The 18,771-nt window shown below is 43.7% G+C and carries 14 protein-coding genes; 4 read left to right on the top strand and 10 right to left on the bottom strand.

The window, feature by feature from the left end; all coding sequences use genetic code 11:
- Nucleotides 1–288: 288 nt before the first annotated feature.
- From rplT to TY03_RS17830, 6 genes are all read right to left on the bottom strand, one after another.
- On the bottom strand, nt 289–639 hold the full coding sequence (rplT, locus tag TY03_RS17855) for a 50S ribosomal protein L20 (RefSeq protein ID WP_004297540.1): 351 nt from the start codon (nt 637–639) through the stop codon (nt 289–291).
- Nucleotides 640–740: 101 nt separating this feature from the next.
- The gene (gene rpmI, locus TY03_RS17850; RefSeq protein WP_042372457.1) at nt 741–938 is read right to left on the bottom strand and encodes a 50S ribosomal protein L35; all 198 of its coding nucleotides are present in this window, start codon (nt 936–938) and stop codon (nt 741–743) included.
- Nucleotides 939–1,003: 65 nt separating this feature from the next.
- Nucleotides 1,004–1,630: a translation initiation factor IF-3 gene (infC, locus tag TY03_RS17845; RefSeq protein ID WP_187374011.1), complete on the bottom strand. Its 627-nt coding sequence runs from the start codon at nt 1,628–1,630 to the stop codon at nt 1,004–1,006.
- 115 nt (nt 1,631–1,745) lie between these two features.
- Nucleotides 1,746–3,686, bottom strand: a complete 1,941-nt coding sequence (thrS, locus tag TY03_RS17840; protein ID WP_042372452.1) for a threonine--tRNA ligase — start codon at nt 3,684–3,686, stop codon at nt 1,746–1,748.
- A gap of 80 nt (nt 3,687–3,766) precedes the next feature.
- The gene (locus tag TY03_RS17835) at nt 3,767–5,818 is read right to left on the bottom strand and encodes a tetratricopeptide repeat protein (protein WP_042372450.1); all 2,052 of its coding nucleotides are present in this window, start codon (nt 5,816–5,818) and stop codon (nt 3,767–3,769) included.
- Between the two features lie 187 nt (nt 5,819–6,005).
- Nucleotides 6,006–6,767 (bottom strand): response regulator transcription factor, encoded by a 762-nt coding sequence (locus tag TY03_RS17830; protein ID WP_042372448.1) that lies wholly within the window; start codon nt 6,765–6,767, stop codon nt 6,006–6,008.
- A gap of 149 nt (nt 6,768–6,916) precedes the next feature.
- Between TY03_RS17830 and TY03_RS17825 the strand changes: the two genes are divergently transcribed.
- Nucleotides 6,917–7,567, top strand: coding sequence for a DUF1349 domain-containing protein (locus tag TY03_RS17825; protein ID WP_042372447.1), 651 nt, complete (start codon nt 6,917–6,919; stop codon nt 7,565–7,567).
- Nucleotides 7,568–7,675: 108 nt separating this feature from the next.
- Here TY03_RS17825 and TY03_RS17820 read toward each other — a convergent pair whose 3' ends face one another.
- Entirely contained in the window at nt 7,676–9,832 is a 2,157-nt protein-coding gene (locus tag TY03_RS17820; protein ID WP_042372445.1) for an alpha-galactosidase, read from the bottom strand.
- A 197-nt stretch (nt 9,833–10,029) separates the two neighbouring features.
- A complete protein-coding gene (locus TY03_RS17815; protein WP_042372444.1) occupies nt 10,030–12,882 on the bottom strand; it encodes a bifunctional fucokinase/fucose-1-phosphate guanylyltransferase in 2,853 nt (950 codons plus the stop codon).
- A gap of 242 nt (nt 12,883–13,124) precedes the next feature.
- Between TY03_RS17815 and TY03_RS17810 the strand changes: the two genes are divergently transcribed.
- The 3 genes from TY03_RS17810 to TY03_RS17800 are packed head-to-tail and all read left to right on the top strand — an operon-like array spanning nt 13,125 to nt 15,257.
- Nucleotides 13,125–13,589 (top strand): DUF4494 domain-containing protein, encoded by a 465-nt coding sequence (locus TY03_RS17810; RefSeq protein WP_042372443.1) that lies wholly within the window; start codon nt 13,125–13,127, stop codon nt 13,587–13,589.
- A 3-nt stretch (nt 13,590–13,592) separates the two neighbouring features.
- Nucleotides 13,593–14,261: a YggS family pyridoxal phosphate-dependent enzyme gene (locus tag TY03_RS17805; protein ID WP_042372442.1), complete on the top strand. Its 669-nt coding sequence runs from the start codon at nt 13,593–13,595 to the stop codon at nt 14,259–14,261.
- Nucleotides 14,262–14,279: 18 nt separating this feature from the next.
- Complete coding sequence (locus TY03_RS17800; protein WP_042372441.1) at nt 14,280–15,257, top strand: dihydroorotate dehydrogenase-like protein; 978 nt, start codon at nt 14,280–14,282, stop codon at nt 15,255–15,257.
- Nucleotides 15,258–15,344: 87 nt separating this feature from the next.
- Here TY03_RS17800 and TY03_RS17795 read toward each other — a convergent pair whose 3' ends face one another.
- Nucleotides 15,345–17,249, bottom strand: a complete 1,905-nt coding sequence (locus TY03_RS17795; protein WP_042372440.1) for a polysaccharide biosynthesis protein — start codon at nt 17,247–17,249, stop codon at nt 15,345–15,347.
- Nucleotides 17,250–17,428: 179 nt separating this feature from the next.
- On the bottom strand, nt 17,429–18,754 hold the full coding sequence (locus TY03_RS17790) for a PhoH family protein (RefSeq protein WP_042372438.1): 1,326 nt from the start codon (nt 18,752–18,754) through the stop codon (nt 17,429–17,431).
- Nucleotides 18,755–18,771: the final 17 nt, after the last annotated feature.

The raw sequence follows: 18,771 nt of genomic DNA, 5'->3' as shown, positions 1-18,771 counted from the left end.
TTTTTGTAATCCACCGGCTTAAAGCTGTCCCGAAGGATGTGGCCCGCCATTAAGAAACGAAACTTTCTCGGTGCATCAGATTAATTTGAAGAGTTTCCCGATCAAGTCGATACGGCTTATATTTTTCGTACTACAAATGTAATCTTTCTACGCCAATTAAACAAGAGATTAAAGGACTTTGTTTACGGCAAATTGCTTTTTTCACATCTCATAGCACCTGTTTATACATAAAAAAGTGCCGGATACATGGATGTATCCGGCACTTCACAAATCGTAAACGATTGAAACTTAGGCAGCCTTTGCTTTAGCAACCACAGCTTTGAAAGCCTCTGGGTGGTTCATTGCTAAATCGGCCAAAACCTTACGGTTTATTTCGATACCAGCTTTGTGCAAGCCACCCATCAATTTAGAATATGACATTCCTTCAAGACGTGCAGCAGCGTTGATACGTTGTATCCAAAGCGCGCGGAAATTTCTTTTCTTGTTTCTACGGTCACGGAACGCGTACGTCAAACCCTTCTCCCAAGTGTTTTTAGCTACGGTCCATACATTTTTTCTTGCACCAAAGTAACCTCTGGTCAATTTCAAAATTTTCTTTCTTCTTGCTTTCGAAGCAACATGATTTACTGATCTTGGCATAGTTTTACTCTTTTTTGAATGTTAGCGCCGCTGCTTCATGTAGCGAACTTAAAGCTATACATCCGGTTAATACTTTAATAATACGTTGTACGCTTCTCTGGTTACTTCATGCACAAGAGTTCCTTCACCTGGCTCACATTTGTTGCATCAACAGTTGTAGAGTAGCACAGGTTTCTTTTTCTCTTGGTTGATTTCTTAGTCAAAATGTGACTGTGAAAAGCGTGCTTTCTTTTGATTTTACCTGTTCCGGTAAGGGTAAACCTTTTTTTTGCACCGGAGTTAGTCTTCATCTTTGGCATCTTACTTGTTTTTAAATTATTAAATAGATGGCAACGCACTATACCTGCGCGTTACGCATTTTTCTTTATTCTGCTTTGGCTTCCTTTGCTTCAACCGCTTCGGCAGGTTTTGCTTCGGCTTTGGGAGCTACTACTTTAGGTGCAGCGGGTTTCTTCGGTGCACTAGCTTCTTTCTTCTTCGGAGAAAGGAAGATAATCATACGCTTGCCTTCGAGTACCGGCAACTGATCTACTTTCGCATAATCTTCGAGGTCATTGGCAAAGCGCAACAAAAGAACTTCTCCTTGCTCTTTGAAAAGGATTGAACGTCCTTTGAAGAAAACGTAAGCCTTCACTTTATCTCCGTCTTCCAAGAAACCGATGGCATGCTTCAACTTAAAGTTGTAATCATGGTCGTCTGTTTGCGGACCGAAACGAATTTCTTTCACGTTTACTTTTACCTGTTTCGCCTTTTGCTCTTTCTGACGCTTCTTCTGCTGATAAAGGAATTTAGAGTAGTCAATAATACGACAAACAGGGGGTTGTGCATTGGGAGAAATCTCGACAAGATCCAGTTCCTGATCTGAAGCCATTTTCAAAGCTTGCGCGATCGTAAAAATCTGAGGTTCTGATTCCTCACCCACAATACGTACTTCCTTGGCACGAATCTGTTCATTGATCCGGTATTGCCCTTTTAAGCTGTCATTCTTCATTAAATAACGATTACCAGTTTGTTTTTTATTTACTACCAAATTAATTTATTTATTAATGTATCAGCGTACTTTAGAGCGTCATCTTGACACCGTGCTTCTACAATTGCGCGCAAAGTTACCATTTATTTATCATATTCTGAACTTCTTCGTTCAAAATTTTACCAAAATCTTCAAATTTCATTGTTCCCTTGTCTCCTTCGCCTTGTCTACGAACTGAAACTTCACCATTTTCGGCTTCTTTCTCACCTACGATAAGCATATAAGGAATACGTTTCATCTCATTATCACGTATTTTACGGCCAATCTTTTCGTTACGATCGTCTACAATGGCACGGATATCTTGCGTATCCAGATAAGTTCTTACTTGCTGTGCGTAGTCATTAAACTTCTCGCTGATGGGAAGAATAGCTACCTGATCGGGAGTAAGCCACAAGGGGAATTTACCACCGGTATGCTCGATAAGCACAGCAACGAAACGCTCCATAGAACCAAACGGTGCACGGTGAATCATCACAGGACGGTGCTTCATGTTATCGCTACCGGTATACTCTAATTGGAAACGCTCGGGCAGGTTATAGTCAACCTGAATCGTTCCCAACTGCCACTTACGACCAATGGCATCGCGTACCATAAAGTCAAGCTTAGGACCATAGAAGGCAGCTTCGCCCAATTCGATCTTAGCCTTTAAGCCCTTTTCGGCACAAGCCTCGATGATGGCCTGTTCGGCTCTTTCCCAGTTTTCATCGCTACCGATATACTTCTCACGGTTGTTGGGATCGCGTAAAGAGATTTGAGCTTCAAAATTCTCAAAGTCAAGTGCTTTGAAAATAATAAAGATAATATCCATTACGTGAAGGAATTCATCTTTCACCTGATCGGGACGACAGAAGATGTGTGCATCATCTTGTGTAAAACTGCGCACACGAGTCAATCCGTGCAACTCACCACTTTGCTCGTAGCGGTATACAGTACCGAACTCTGCCAAACGCAAAGGAAGGTCTTTGTACGAGCGAGGTTGCCATTTGTAAATCTCACAGTGGTGAGGGCAGTTCATCGGTTTCAACAGATACTCTTCGTCCTCTTCGGGCGTATGTATCGGTTGGAAAGAGTCCTTGCCATATTTGGCATAATGACCCGAAGTGATATACAGTTGCTTGTTACCGATATGCGGAGTCATGACCTGCTGGTATCCAAAACGTCGTTGAATTTTCTTAAGGAAGTCTTCCAAACGCAAACGTAGCGCGGTTCCTTTGGGAAGCCACATCGGCAATCCTTTTCCAACCATTTCGGAGAACATGAACAACTCCATCTCTTTACCGATTTTGCGGTGGTCGCGTTTTTTAGCTTCCTCCATCAACACCAGGTATTCATCGAGCATCTTCTTTTTCGGGAAGGTGATACCGTAGATACGGGTAAGCATCTTACGGTCTTCGTGTCCACGCCAGTAAGCTCCGGCCACCGAGGTCAGCTTAATAGCCTTAATCGGCGAGGTAGTCATCAAGTGCGGTCCGCGACACAAGTCGGTGAATGCACCTTGCGTATAGGTAGTGATACGACCGTCTTCGAGCTCGGAGATCAATTCGCATTTGTATGTTTCGCCACGTTCGCCAAACATTTTCAGCGCATCGGTTTTGGCAATATCGGCTCTTACTACAGCCTCTTTTCTGGCTACCAGCTCGGCCATTTTGGCTTCGATCGTTGCCAGGTCGCCTTCCTTGATTACCGCTTCGCCCGGATCTACATCATAGTAGAAACCGTTTTCGATAGCGGGTCCTATACCAAACTGAATGCCCGGGTATAGCTCCTGCAAAGCCTCGGCGAGCAAGTGGGCACTGGTATGCCAGAAGGCGTGCTTACCTTGCTCATCGTCCCATTTATAGAGAACCACAGCGGCATCCTCGTTGATGGGACGTCCTAAATCATAAATTTCGCCGTTTACCCCACAAGCCAAAACGTCTTGTGCCAAACGCGAACTGATGCTTTCTGCAATTTGCAGACCGTTCACTCCTTCGTTATACTCACGAACAGAGCCATCGGGAAATGTTATCTTTATCATAAGTGTGATGTTATATTTCTATTATTAGCTCGCAAAAATAAGGTTTTCTTTTGACTTTTCAGATTTTTATCAAATAAATGTTATTCCGGTTGCTCGGTAAAACGCTTAATGATGTTGTATGCCGAAACAATACCTAATTCGCCTGCTTTGCTCAAATCGGCTACACCCAGTCGGTTATTTCCTAGGAAGATGTGAGTCAAGCCACGGTTATAATAGGCATCTGCGAACTCCGGATTCAATTGAATTGCTTTGTCATAATCGACAATAGCCGCACGATAATCTTTCAGCATAGCCGCTATGTTGGCGCGATTGTAATAAGCATATACAAAATCGGGAGCCAGTTCAATTACCTTATCCAAATCTTTCCGAACCACCTCATAGTCAACAGCACCCACTTCGGGCTTAGCAGCGGTAGAGTTGCTCAATGGCGACGAGTCGGTTGCACCAGCTTCAGCTCTTTGATATTCCAACTGTTTGTAGCGCACCAGCGAACGCATGAAGTAGGCGGGGAAGAAGGTATCGTCGAGCAAAATAGCTTGTGTCAAATCGTCGATAGAGCTGGCAAAATCCTGCACGAGATAGAAATCAAGAGCACGCGAGAAACGCTTACGCGCATCTTTTCCATCGGCCACGATAGCCGACGTATGCGCATCGATCAACGCAAAGTGAAACTTCACTTGCTCCTCGGTTAGCGGCGACTCGATATTACTAATGTACAAACGCTTGGGAAGCTCGTTGCTTCGGTTCAATGCGTCGATGAATTTATGATAATTCACCGATCGCTTCACCTCGCTCACCTTCTCGTAATAGGTCAACGCAAACATCGGTTCCATCTTGATATTGACATTCCGATCCTGCACACGTCCGCGATAATCGCTCTTGTACTTCTGTTCTGCTTCCGTATCATCGGCAATCACAATTTTCCGATAGTTGTTCATATCCTTATCCGACTTCTTACGGGTTTTGTTGCCATCCTTTGCATCACCGTCGTTCTTGTCGCCATCCTTGTTCTCGGCTACCGCTTTATCATTCACCCCCACATTGTTGCGTTTGTCCAATTGAGCTTTCATGACCTTAAACTCGTCCATCTCGGCTCCTTTTCGATCGCCCATTTTGCGCCGAGCCTCAGCACGGCTATAATAACCCGCCAAAAAGTTGGGATATTGATCGATCACGGTGGTATAATCCTTGATAGCTCCGCGATAATCACCTGTTTGAGCACGCAACAAGCCACGATTGAAGGTAGCCATCATGTTATCGGGCTCTATATTGAGCACAAAGTCGAAGTCCTCGATGGCTCGGTTATCATCGCCCACTTGCGCACGTAACAAACCACGGTTGTAGTGCCCGATAAAGTTATTGGGATCGATATCGAGTGCAAGATCATAATCGTTCATCGCCCCTCTCAAGTTTGTTTGATGAAAACGAGCCAAAGCGCGGTTGATATAGTTTCCCGCATTTCGGGCACTCAAACGAATGGCCTGGTTCAAGTCCGCTTCGGCATCGGCATACTTGGCTTGCTGCAAATAAACAATGGCACGCGAAGACCAGGCGTCGGGGTCGTATTTATCCATCGAAATAGCCGTATTGAAGTCATTCAATGCCCTCACCGTATCTTTTTGGTTCAACGCCACCTCGCCACGCATCAAGTAGGCACGTGTATAGCGGGGAGAAACAGCCAGCAGATGACCTAAATCTTCTTCAGCCGACTTATAATCTTTTTCTTGAATATGACACAGCGTCAGGTTGTGCCAAAGGGTTACATTTTCGGGATCGTAGTGTAGCGCCTTTTTATAATCGCTGATAGCCTCGGCGTATTTATTCTGGCGAATACGTGCCAAGCCACGTATCTGATAAGCGCCTACTACAAAGGGGTTACGCTCGATGGCAGCATCACAATCGGCTTCGGCTCCTTGAAAATCGTCCAGGTTGATCTTTGCCAATCCCCGAAAGAAGTAAGGTTCATACAAATAAGGCTTCGCATTGATTACTTGATTAAAGTACTGAATAGACAAAACGTAGTCCTCAAAATAAAGGGCATTGCGAGCAATCATCATTACCCTGTCTGTGTTTATCTGAGCACATACCAACGTAGGAAACAACAAGAGTGCTGTTAGTATTTTTTTTATCATCGGTTCTATTTTAATACGTATAAGTAAAACAAAAGTAATGCTTTTCGGCTATTTAATGAGAATTCGTAAGAACTTTTTGTGTTTTTTGATTATTTTAAGCGACCGCGTCTGTTTTTAGTGAAAATTGTTACCTTTTCACTAAATTATCTACTTTTTTACCGTGAGCGTAGCTTATGAATTTGAGGAGTTATATGATATTCAGTTCGTGGGCCACTTTGATTGCCTCCATCGAATTTCCGACTCGTAGTTTTTCCATAATATTCTGCCTATGACGGTCGACCGTATTTTTACTTATAGCTAATTTTATCGCAATTTGCTTACTCGGCATGCCTTGTTCTATCAAGTTTAACACCTCCTTTTCGCGATACGAAATAATTTCCGGAACAGTATCGTTCGACTCTTTTAGCAGCTCACCGGTTAGTGAGTTTTGTATTATTCCTTCGAAAGAAAGTATGGGTTCGCTAGTAGGTGCAAAGTTATACAAACACAATGCGAGCCACAAAGTACCATTACTTTGGTTGCACAAGTAAAAAGTGCGATGTAAAACCGATAGATACTCGCCCTTCGAGTTTGCCATACGTAGGAAACTATGCGTACGAAAATGGATACGTTGCCGAATGGGTGTCTTTTTGAGCAAATGAAAGAACTTCAATTCAAAAGCGTGCCGTGCTACTATATCGTCCGGATGGATACGGTTATAGATATCCTCTTCCCAAATGGAATTAATTTCTTTGGCGGCGTTCTTGGGGTATAAATCGAGTACTTCGCCAAGCGCTCCATTGTATATATAACTTTTTCTGTCTTTCAGGTCGCTCAAAACAGCTATTGAATTTTCTATTTGAGCATACATCGCTGCGGTCTGTTTGTACTGCTCTAAAACACAGTTTTTTTGTTGTGGAATAAAATCCTGTTCGAGCAATCGACTCTCTAATTCTGCTAATTCCTTCATCTTCTATGGTTATTATTTACCATTGCACATCATACAGCAATGTATTACCTTTGCAAAGGTATAATATCAATGGTTATTTGAATATAGGAAATGATGTTTTCTGTTCAAATAACATCTTTTTTTTCTGCTAACTAATAAAAATGTATTAAATGAAAAAAGTATTACTAAATTTATTTATCATTGCAATTGCACCCAGTGTCTTTGCACAGTCATTGGAAAAAATGCAATGGTTTAACGAACCACAACAATGGACGATAAAGAATAATACCGTCTCTATGTTCGTCACTCCGCAAAGTGACTATTGGCGTATTTCTCATTATGGATTTACAGTAGACGATGCACCTTTTTACTATGCCACGTATGGGGGCGAATTTGAAGTAAAGGTAAAGATATCGGGTGATTATAAAGTTCGTTTTGACCAAGCAGGATTAATGCTTCGCACCGACCACGAAAACTATATCAAAGCAGGTGTTGAATTTGTAGATGGTAAATACAATTTAAGCACGGTCGTTACTCATAAAACCTCCGACTGGAGTGTTATTACACTTGAAAAACCAGTGCCATACGTTTGGATTAAAGCCATAAGACGTTTGGACGCAGTTGAGGTTTTTTATTCTTTCGACGATAAAACGTATGTGATGATGCGCAATGCATGGCTACAGGATCACGTCCCCGTAATGGTCGGATTCATGGGAGCGTGCCCCGACGGACAAGGGTTCAATGCCACGTTTGAGCATTTCAAAGTAAAACACCTACCCGATATGCGTAGAACAGAATGGTTAATGAAAAATGCAGACTAAAAATTAACCAAAAGAGGCAGAACGGCACAAGAGCAGAGTATGTAGATCATTCTACACTCTGTCTCTGACACAGTTCTGCCTTCAATTTAGATTATTCTCAATAAACTTTTATTCTGCCACTACCTCGACCACCCGGCTATTCAGCTGAGATCCTGTAAAAAGAGACAACCCAATGTTCATTAGATATTCGCCGGAAAATAGCTTTCCATTTCCCGATAAAGAAGAGACAGTACCCGGCATACCATTTATTTCGTTCACCCGATACATCGTATCAGCGTTCAACCCCTGCAAACGCACCGGAAACAACTTTTCTGCATAACGGGGATGTATATCAAATGCAAACACCACTGCTTTACGCTGATCTTTTTCCACGTACATCGTAGACGTATGGTTTCCACTGTAAGGAGAAACCAAACGGTATTGGTCGCCTTCCATAACAACCGGCTTCAATGCACGATAATTCTTAACGGCATCGCGGCAATAGGCTTGTTCGTTCCGGCTCATCTCCTCCAACTTCATATCAAAACCCAACTTACACATCATGGCTACATCGGTACGAAACTTGATACTGGTATTCTTGTTCCAGGAAGTGACATGTGCACACATCGTTTTCACGGGAAATACCTGCGAATATCCCCATTGAATAAATAAACGTTCGATAGGATCGGTATTGTCGCTAGGCCAGAACTCGGTGAAGTACTTCAATGCTTGGTAGTCTGAACGTGCACCACCACCGGAACAAAGCATCATGGGCAGGTTGGGGTATTTGGCTTTCACACGTTCGAGCACTCGGTACAGACCTCGTACATAATCAATGTAAAGATGCGATTGCTTATCTTTCAAGTATACCGAATAGATATTGGTTATGGGGCTGTTACAATCCCACTTGAAAAAGGCGATATCGGGACAGTTGGTCATCAGGTTGTCGACCACACTGAAAACAAAATCCTGCACATTGGGGTTGCTCAGATCCAACACCATCTGATTACGGTAGTAGTATTCATCGCGGTTGGGTAAATGAATCACCCAATCTTTATGCTTTTCGTAAAGTTCGCTCTTCGGACTTACCATTTCGGGTTCTATCCATAATCCAAATTTCACGCCCTTCTCTTTGGCCACTTGAGTGAGGTGAGCAATGCCATTGGGTAGCTTGGTAGTCATTACCTCCCAATCGCCCAGACCTTGACGGTCGCTATTGCGGGGATACTTGTTGCCAAACCATCCGTCGTCGAGCAAAAATAGATCTACACCTAGCTCTACGGCATCGCCCATCAGTTGCTCAAGCTTGTTTTCGTTGAAATCAAAATGAGTGGATTCCCAGTTATTAAGCAATACCATACGGTCTTTGTTCCCATCTTTTACCTGATAGTTACGTGCCCAATCATGAAAATTGCGACTGGCTTCTCCTTTACCGTTGAAACTGTACGTAAAATAGAAGTCGGGGGTACGAAACACTTCGTTCGGCTTCAGACGGTATATCGAAGCGTAAGGATTGATACCCGACACAATGCGGAGCCAGTTTCTGTTGTCGACTTCAAAAAGAAAGCTGAAATTGCCCGTCCACCCCAGTGTACCGACAAGGACTTCGCCACTGTTCTCATCTGCTTTGCCATCTAACGCCAACTGAAAGAAAGGCGAGCAGAACATGTTGGCACGACTACCTAACTTGGTATCTAAAATTTTCTTTCCAAACTCCAGCGGAGTCTCTTTCATTTGACCTTCACTCGCCCAATTACCTACAAACTCCGTTAAGAGATAGTTGCTGCGGTTGAGGTGAAGCATAGAAGAGGCGTACTTATGCAGTTCCACCGGTTTCTTCTCTTTATGACTGATTTCGGTATAGGTTTTTATCAAATTTTCTTTGCCGTATGCAACAAAATGTAGGAGAACGGTCACGGGATATTTATCATCCTGCAACGTAATCACAGTTTCTTCTACACCCGGCAACACTTGGTTTACGGTGTGAGATGCATACTTCAACAACAGAGACGGATTACCATCATTATGCAACAAGTGAATGGCAGGTTCAAAATAATCTTCGAGTCCGTGGGTGATATAAGCCTCTTTTCCCAAGGGTAAAAAAGCGATATCCGAATCATGATTCAGACGCTTGCCCAGATAGCTTTGATACAAACGTCCATTATCGGCAACTCTATAAATAAGATGCACCTGATTGGTAGCAATTTTGATAACCGGCTTATCCGCCGACTTCAACGCACACGATATGCATAAAAAGCAGATCAGAAAAAAGAATTTGACTTTCATGGTATTAAATTAGATTGCAGGTTTAACAATTCAACCTATTTTGTTAATTGTGAGTTTTAATAAGTACGTATTCTTGGTATCAAAGAGTACGTACTTAATGCTGTATAAACTAGTATATTAACACAGCATTAAATACGTACTTTTGCAAGCAAGGTTATATAGAAAATATAACTTTCTATAATTCAGCCAATTGCCAACTACGAACGGGATACTTGAAGTCCTAATTGCGAAAGCGACATTTCAACAAAACGTGCACAGGAATTGGGCGGATTCTGCGTGAGTACTTCCCGGATGCGCAAAGCAGCCTGCGGATCTTTGGCTACCATATAGAGATATCCTCCCCCACCGGCTCCCGGAAGCTTGTAGCCGAGCGTATAGTCTTTTATTTGTCGGATGATCGCTTCGACCTCGGGCGGATTGGTGCCACTGTCGAGTGCTTTATTCTGCATCCAACTTGTACCGACCAATGTGCCGTATTCTTCGAACTGATTGCGCTGAATGGCTTCCGAAAGATCCAATGCATGCGCCTTCATCTGCGTTAACAAGCGAAGGTGCGAAGAAGAGTTCAGAAACATAGAGCGTACTATTTCGGCCAATATTCCCTTTGCCGTACGGGTAATACCGGTATAGTAAAGCAAATGACAATCTTTGTATTCGGGGTGTGTAAAGAGGTGTTCGGGCAACCAGCGAACCAACGGTTCCTGTGCGAAGCCTGCCTCTGTTTGCAAAAGCTTGATGCCTTGAAGCACGCCGCCATATTGGTCTTGCCATCCGCCACCGGTAGTGAGCAACTGTTCAAGAGCCAGCGTACGACTGCATATCTCGTTCTTATTCCATGCAAGGCCGCAAAAATCGCTCATGGCTCCCAACACGGTCGATGCAAGAATAGAGCTGGTTCCGAGCCCCGATCCAGTTGGAATGGCCGACAACAAGGTTATCTCAATACCCGATCCAAAGGCTTTGAGTTGTTCTTGCAAAGAGGGGTAGCGGGTTTGCGAGAACTCCGGAACAAAACCCGCCAGTGCCAGCGCTGCCTTGGGTATGGAGAACGGCGAACCGACCTTACCATATTCCATCAGTTCTTCGAAAGTCGTCACTATCTCTAACGCACCCATATCAATGGAGCGAAGCACTACCTGATGCTCTTTAGCGGGTTTGATGTATACCTGAAGAGGGGGTTGTCCGTTGAGTTCAATAGCCAGATTCACCACATTGCCACCGGCCTGCAATGAGTAAGGCGGAGTATCCGTCCACCCACCTGCCAGGTCGATGCGTACCGGGCTGCGCCCCCAAACAATCTGGTCTGTATAGACATTGAGTTGCGGTTGGTTCTTGTGTTCATACAGGTCGGTCAGCAATCCTTCGCGCAACAGAGCAAAAGCATTGCTTTCATCTTCAGTATAGGGCTTCCCATCGAGTTTCAATATCTGAGCACGCAACATCCGGTTGCAACTGCGTTGTAGTTGGGGTGCCGTTTCGGGCAGCACGGCAGGAGGCGGCAAATGGAAACGATGGAACTCATCGGCTACATTGGCCAGATCGAGTTGATAAAAAACACTCTTTTCGTAATTGGCAGACAATGCTTTCCAATTCTCTTTTCTAAACGAATCACGTTGTTCATACAGTCGTTGCAGGTTTGCTTGTGCCGATATTTCATCGGCCGAGAGGCGTTTGCTGCGCAACCAAATGGTCTTTCCCTCTTCGAGATGGGGTTCGGAAACCATCCAACGAAGCACACATCCCATCTCTTCGACACTTTCGACCAACGGGAAGATAGCAGTGGCTTGCAGGTCATCTTTCCGACCCGATAGCACGGCAGTAGTCAAGCCGCGCTGCGTAAGCCACGCACCGAAAGGTACTCCCTGAAAGAGAGTCGTATCATCGCACACGTCTCCTTTAAAGGCATCGTCGAAGCCATAAGGACGCACGCACCAAGCGGTGTCGCCCACAGGCACGATGTCGACACAAACGCCGTCGGGCAGTTTAAGCACCCAATCATTGCCGGGCACACCGGTGATGATATGGCGCGTACCCAATTGCCAGCGTTGGCTCACATAACTATTTTCGATCCATACCTGATCATTGGCCGGGGTAAGGGGCAATTCTACAATGGTGTTCTGTGTAAAGATGGCCGGATTAGGCTTCACCTTATGGTGCATGATACGACGCTGATCGTGCACTTTGTTTTGCAGTGTTACGGTCGACGAAAGCAGCTCACGGCTAGTACCGTAATGGTAGAACTCACCACCGGGCAGAGGCAGAATGGCTACCGACAAAGCATTTAGCTCATCGTCTTCGGTACGCGGATGATTGCCCAGCGCAAGGCCGAAATCGGAATAAAGATCGTAATACCTCAACACATCTTTCTTTCCCTCCTGATGCGAGCGCTTCATGAGCAGCTCTACCGCACGGTCGCTAAGCATCCAAATGCCTACATCCATCAGAAACAAATGAGAAGAAGACAGCCTTTCGAGTTCGCCCAGTGAGGGTTTCTGCAACATAAAATCGAGCTGATCGGGTTGTTTTCGATGCGACAGAAAGACACCGTGATGGCTTGCCAAAGAGGCATCAACCCACAGTCCGTAGCATACTACATCGGCTTCAGGTATGGTTTGTAAAGGTTTCTCGGCACGTATATATACATCACCGCTCACGATCATGGTACGCAATGTTTCGGGAGCCTTCTGCATGATTTGCTCGTAGAAGGGCAATTGCAACGAAAGCAGATTCTGACTTAACTTCTGTCCACGCTCCCAACGAAACACCGGGATAGGAGTCAGAATTTTACCCGAAGGAGCATAGCCGGGCAAGCGGCGGCTTTGTCCGCCGGCATGCAGCAAGATTCGTTTTTCGGATGCCAACCATTCCGATTGAGTTTGATCGGTTGCAGCCTGACGATAACACTCCTGCAACAGCCAGGTAGTACCACCACCCGATCCTAATTTCATACCTATCGGATCGGAGGTACAAAACCAATCGGCACGATTTACATGCTCCAAGTCATAAAAAGAAGCCACAAGATTGGGCGGTAATGAGAGTAATTTTTGCATGATTATTCTTACTGTTTTTCAACTTTAGTCTACAAATTAAATCATTCTCGCCTATTCGTGCAACATAATTGCCCTGAAATCACTATCTTTCGCTCAATAATGCAAGATTCGGGAAATTCTTTAGCATCACAGATGCAAAAAGAGGTATTTTCAATTATCTTTGCAGCTTGTAATAGACACCAAAAAGTGCCTGTAGAATATATAAAAAGAAACAATTCATTAATTAAAAAAACTCAAGAAACATGTCAATGCATACATGGTTTGAATGCAAGATCCGTTACGAGAAAGTAATGGAGAATGGAATGAACAAAAAAGTAACCGAACCTTATCTGGTTGATGCACTAAGCTTTACAGAGGCCGAAGCCCGTATTATCGAAGAGATGACACCGTTTATTACCGGTGAATTTACGGTTTCGGACATCAAGCGTGCCAACTACAGCGAGCTTTTTGCAAGCGATGAGGAATCGGCAGACCGCTGGTTTAAGTGTAAATTGATTTTCATTACACTCGATGAGAAGAGCGGTGCCGAAAAGAAATCATCCACTCAGGTATTGGTACAGGCTGCCGATCTGCGCGACGCAGTAAAGAAGCTGGACGAAGGCATGAAGGGTACCATGGCCGATTATCAGATTGGTATGGTAGCCGAAACATCGATTATGGATGTATATCCTTATGGTGAAGGTCCTAACGATAAACCGGAAGTATAAACCATGAGTATTGCTGATAATTTAAAGCAAGTGCTGGCCGAACTCCCCACAGGAGTTCGGTTGGTTGCTGTTTCGAAATTTAATCCGAACGAAGAAATCGAAGAGGCTTATCGGGCAGGACAACGCATTTTCGGAGAGAGCAAAGTGCAGGAGATGACAGCAAAACAAGAGAGCTTACCCAACGATATTGAGTGGCACTTCATCGGCCATCTGCAAACAAACAAAATAAAGTATATGGCTGCTTATGTAGCCATGATTCACGGAATTGACTCGTACAAACTGCTCACCGAGGTGAATAAACAAGCACAAAAGGTAGGACGAGTCATCGACTGTTTGTTGCAAGTGCACGTAGCACAGGAAGAGACTAAATTTGGTTTCAGTCCCGACGAATGCCGGGCGATGCTTGTAGACGGAGCATGGAAAACATTGGAGAACATACGTATATGCGGACTCATGGGCATGGCGAGCAATACCGACGATACGAAACAGATAGACCGGGAGTTTGAGACTTTACACAACCTCTTCGAGGAGTTGAGAGTCACGTTCTTTGTTGATGCGCCACAGTTTAAGGAGCTATCCATGGGGATGTCTCATGATTACCATCTGGCCATTGCCCGAGGGAGTACGCTGGTACGGGTAGGTAGTAAGATTTTCGGAGAAAGAAATTATTAACCATCAATCAATCATATCATGACCGATTTACAAACAACTTTTGCAGGATTGAAACTAAAGAATCCTATTATTATCAGCAGTTCGGGATTGACCAACACCGCTGCCAAAAACGAAAAGCTGGAAGCAGCCGGAGCAGGAGCCATTGTTCTGAAATCTCTTTTTGAAGAACAAATTACACTGGAAGCCGACCGATTAAGAAATCCGTCATATTATCCGGAAGGAAGTGACTACCTGGAGGAATACATCCGCAATCACGCGCTGTCCGAATACCTGGATCTCATCAAAGAAAGCAAAAAGGTATGTACCATTCCTGTCATTGCCAGCATTAACTGCTATACCGACAGTGAGTGGATAGACTTTGCCAAACAGATAGAACAGGCGGGAGCCGATGCACTCGAAATCAATATTCTGGCTTTGCAGACTTCTCTTCAATATACATACGGAACCTTTGAGCAACGTCACATCGATATTTTGAGCCACATCAAGAAAACAATACATATTCCGGTAATTATGAAGTTGGGCGACAACCTGACCAATCCTATCGCATTGATCGATCAGCTTTATGCCAACGGTGCAGCAGCAGTTGTTCTTTTCAATCGTTGTTATCAACCGGATATTGATATTGAGAAATTGGAACAGATATCGGGCAATGTATTCAGCCATGCCGATGACCTGTCGACTCCATTGCGCTGGATCGGCATCGCTTCATCGTTGGTCGATAAAATCGATTATGCAGCATCGGGCGGTATCCACAAGCCGGAAGCTGTAATAAAGGCTCTTCTGGCCGGAGCTTCGGCAGTAGAGATGTGTAGTGTGATCTATCAAAACACAAACAGTTTTATTAGTGAAAGCAATCACTTTCTCGAAAGCTGGATGCAGCGACAAGGGTTTAAGAATATTCCGCAATTTAAAGGAAAGCTAAAAGCCAAAGATGCGGAGGGAATCAATATGTGGGAACGTACTCAGTTCTTGAAATACTTCTCGAACAAGGCATAAGCCCATTCAAATAGCAAAACAGCGAAAAGTGAAAACGGGAAGAATAGTCAAGCTATCTTCCCGTTTTCACTTTTCGCTGTTTTTGTCTTATCTCTTGTTGTCGAGGGCTTCAAAGCAAGAGTTTTTGCTTAGAAACTCAGGAACAATATCTTTCATGGCCATAACCGTTTTCATCTGGTCGTAAGTGTAACTGATATCAATCAGTTGTTGAATACGTTGCTTTACTTCATCATAATCGTATTCGCGCACCGTAGCAACCATAATTTTTTCGTGATAGGTAGGCTTGGTCAGCTCTTTTATATTTAATAGTTCTTCGTATAACTTCTCGCCATGACGAAGACCGGTAAACTCTATCTTCACCTCGTTGCGTCCGGAAAGATTGATCATACGCTTAGCCAGATCGACTATCTTCACCGGCTTACCCATGTCGAATATATAAATCTCTCCTCCATTGCCCATGCTTCCGGCTTCGAGTACCAAACGACAAGCTTCGGGGATGGTCATAAAGTAGCGGATAATCTCGGGATGGGTCACTGTAACCGGACCGCCTCGTTGAATCTGATCGCGAAAACGAGGAATCACCGAACCATTAGACCCCAATACATTGCCAAAACGGGTGGTGATAAACTGCACCGACTTACCTCCCTGTGCTTGTATCTTCTTAGCTAACGATTGCACGTAGATTTCACAAATACGCTTGGAACATCCCATCACGTTGGTAGGGTTTACTGCCTTATCGGTCGAAATCATCACAAACTTATCGGCTCCGTATTTCACTGCCAGATCGGCCAGTATACGCGTACCGGCTACGTTGACTTGGATAGACTCGGACACATTATCCTCCATCATCGGTACATGCTTGTAGGCTGCCGCATGAAATATATACTGCGGTTTGTACTCATGAAAGATCGCATCCATACGAGTTGAGTTGGAGATATCTGCCACAATCGTTTCGGCGTCAATATCTCGCCAGCGGTCTTGCAGTTCGAGGCGAACATCGTGTAGAGGTGTTTCTGCCTGATCAATTAAGATCAGTTTATAGGGATTGAACGAAGCAACCTGCCGCATAATCTCACTACCGATAGAACCGGCAGCTCCGGTAATCATCACTCGCTTGCCTTCGAGGGTGGAGGCTATTTTATGAAGATCGACCTGAATAGGCTCGCGCTGCAATAAGTCTTCAATCTGAATTTCCTTCAGTTGTGTGCTTTTTAAAGATTGTCCGCCCCATTCACTTAAAGGTGGAGAGGTGAGCAATTTGATATTGCTCTCTAGCAAACGATCAATCATATCCGACTTCTTGAGTTCTTCCATTTTTGCCGGAGAAACAATGATGACATGTATATCTTTATCCGCCAGATTATCCATCAGCGTATCGTCGTTTGGGAATATCTTGACCCCCATGATCACCTTATTAATAAGCTCGGGTTCGTCGGCAATAAATCCTTTGAGGCGATAATTATTCATCAACTTAACGCGCAACGCTTTCGCAATATTCACACCTGCCTCTTTGGCACCGTAGATAAATACATTAGTCATGTTGCGTCTATCGAAATTAAGAATCTCAAAGAACAACTTCACCACGATTCGTGAACAAGTCATCAGGGAGAAGTTAATGATATAAGCCATCAATAAAACACTGACAGGAACGATCCACACACCCATAAACGATTCAGTCAATACTCTTAATATGATCAATATCCCGTATGATACCGTAAGTGAAGTAAAAATACGCATGATATCAACAAAAGAGGAAAAACGAAGAACGTTCGAATAGGTGCGAAATACGCGAAAAAAGATCAGATTAATAAAGACAACGCACGAAATACTTTTTGCAATAGTAGTAGTGTTGAAGAATAAAGTACGAAAATCGTAACGAAGGGCATAAGCCAACAAACAGGATACAATAATAATAAAGACATCAATCAGCAGGATTGTCCAAATAGGCAACACCTTTACGGAAAGATATCGTTGAAGAAATTTTTGTTTCATTCGTTTTACAGTTATAGTTTTTTTAGGCGGTGCAAAGATACTGCAATTTTATCAAAACCATCATAAATCGATGTAAAATGAGTCAAATTTCTTATAAACAAATATGCCAATGCATCGACTTAAAGCAGCCTATGCATTAGCATATTTATTTATAAATTAATCAATATTATTCATGCAATCTACATTAAGTTACTGGCCAGTTCGCTCAACTCGCTTCGCTCTCCTTTGATCAGATTTATATGAGCAAAGATAGACTGGTCTTTCATTCTGTCGATCATATAAACAAGGCCGTTGGATTGGCTATCGAGATACGGATGGTCAATTTGCTGAATATCGCCCGTAAAAACCATCTTTGTACCTTCACCGGCACGTGTGATGATTGTTTTGACTTCGTGGGGTGTTAAGTTCTGAGCTTCGTCAATGATACAATATGTTTCGCTCAAGCTTCGTCCGCGAATAAAAGCGAGTGCTTCAATAACCAGTTGTCCGCTCTTTTGCATATCCTCAATTCGTTTAATTTCAGGAGAATTGCTTGGAAATTGATTCTTAATAACATTCAGATTATCGAACAAAGGCTGCATGTAGGGAGCAACCTTTTCTTGTGCATCTCCAGGCAAAAAGCCAATATCTTTATTTGAAAGGGCAACAATCGGACGCGCCAGTAATATTTGTTTATAGTCAGATAGTTTACCGAGTGCTGCAGCAAGTGCTAGCAACGTTTTACCGGTACCTGCCTTTCCGGTCAAGGCAACCAACTTGACGTGAGGATCATTCAGTATTTCAAAAGCAAACGTCTGTTCGGCATTGCGTGGTTCAATGCCATAGTTCTTGGTCTTATTGACTCTGTATACGGTTCGCGAAACGGGATTATACCGGGCAAGCACACTGCTACGGTCGCTCTTTAGCACAAAACATTCATTGGGTCGAATAATGTCCTTGAAATCAAACTCGCCAATATCCAACCCATCTTTGGAAGAATAAATGCGATCAATCAATGTAGGATCAATATTATCAAAAATCTCACTAGACTTATCGAAGATATCGATATTTACAACTTTATCAGTAATATAATCCTCGCACAATACACCAATCGAACGAGCCTTCATACGCAAATTTACATCCTTGGTTACAAGTATCGTTTTCATTTTCGGATATTTTGCTTCGAGGTATTCGGCGACTGCCAGTATCTGATGATCGGGTTTGGGCACCGGGAAGGAAGAAGACACTTTGGGAGCATCGACCGTTCCGGTCACTACAAACAAACGGCCTAGCCCCTCGCCCAAGGGTGCTCCTGTCGAAAAGAGGTTGTCATCCGTTATTAAATCCAGCTCGCGGACAAACTCTCGAGCATTGAAGTTAATCTGTTCGGTACCTTTTTTAAACTCATCCAACTCTTCCAAAACAATAATAGGGAGGTAAATATCATTCTCCTGAAAATTCTTCAGACAGTTATAATCATGAAGAATAACATTTGTATCAATTACAAAATTTTTCTTTGTTCCCATACTTTCTTTCTAGATTT

Source organism: Bacteroides neonati, assembly GCF_000499785.1.
Lineage (GTDB): Bacteria > Bacteroidota > Bacteroidia > Bacteroidales > Bacteroidaceae > Bacteroides > Bacteroides neonati.
This window is presented reverse-complemented; position numbering and strand designations above follow the sequence as displayed.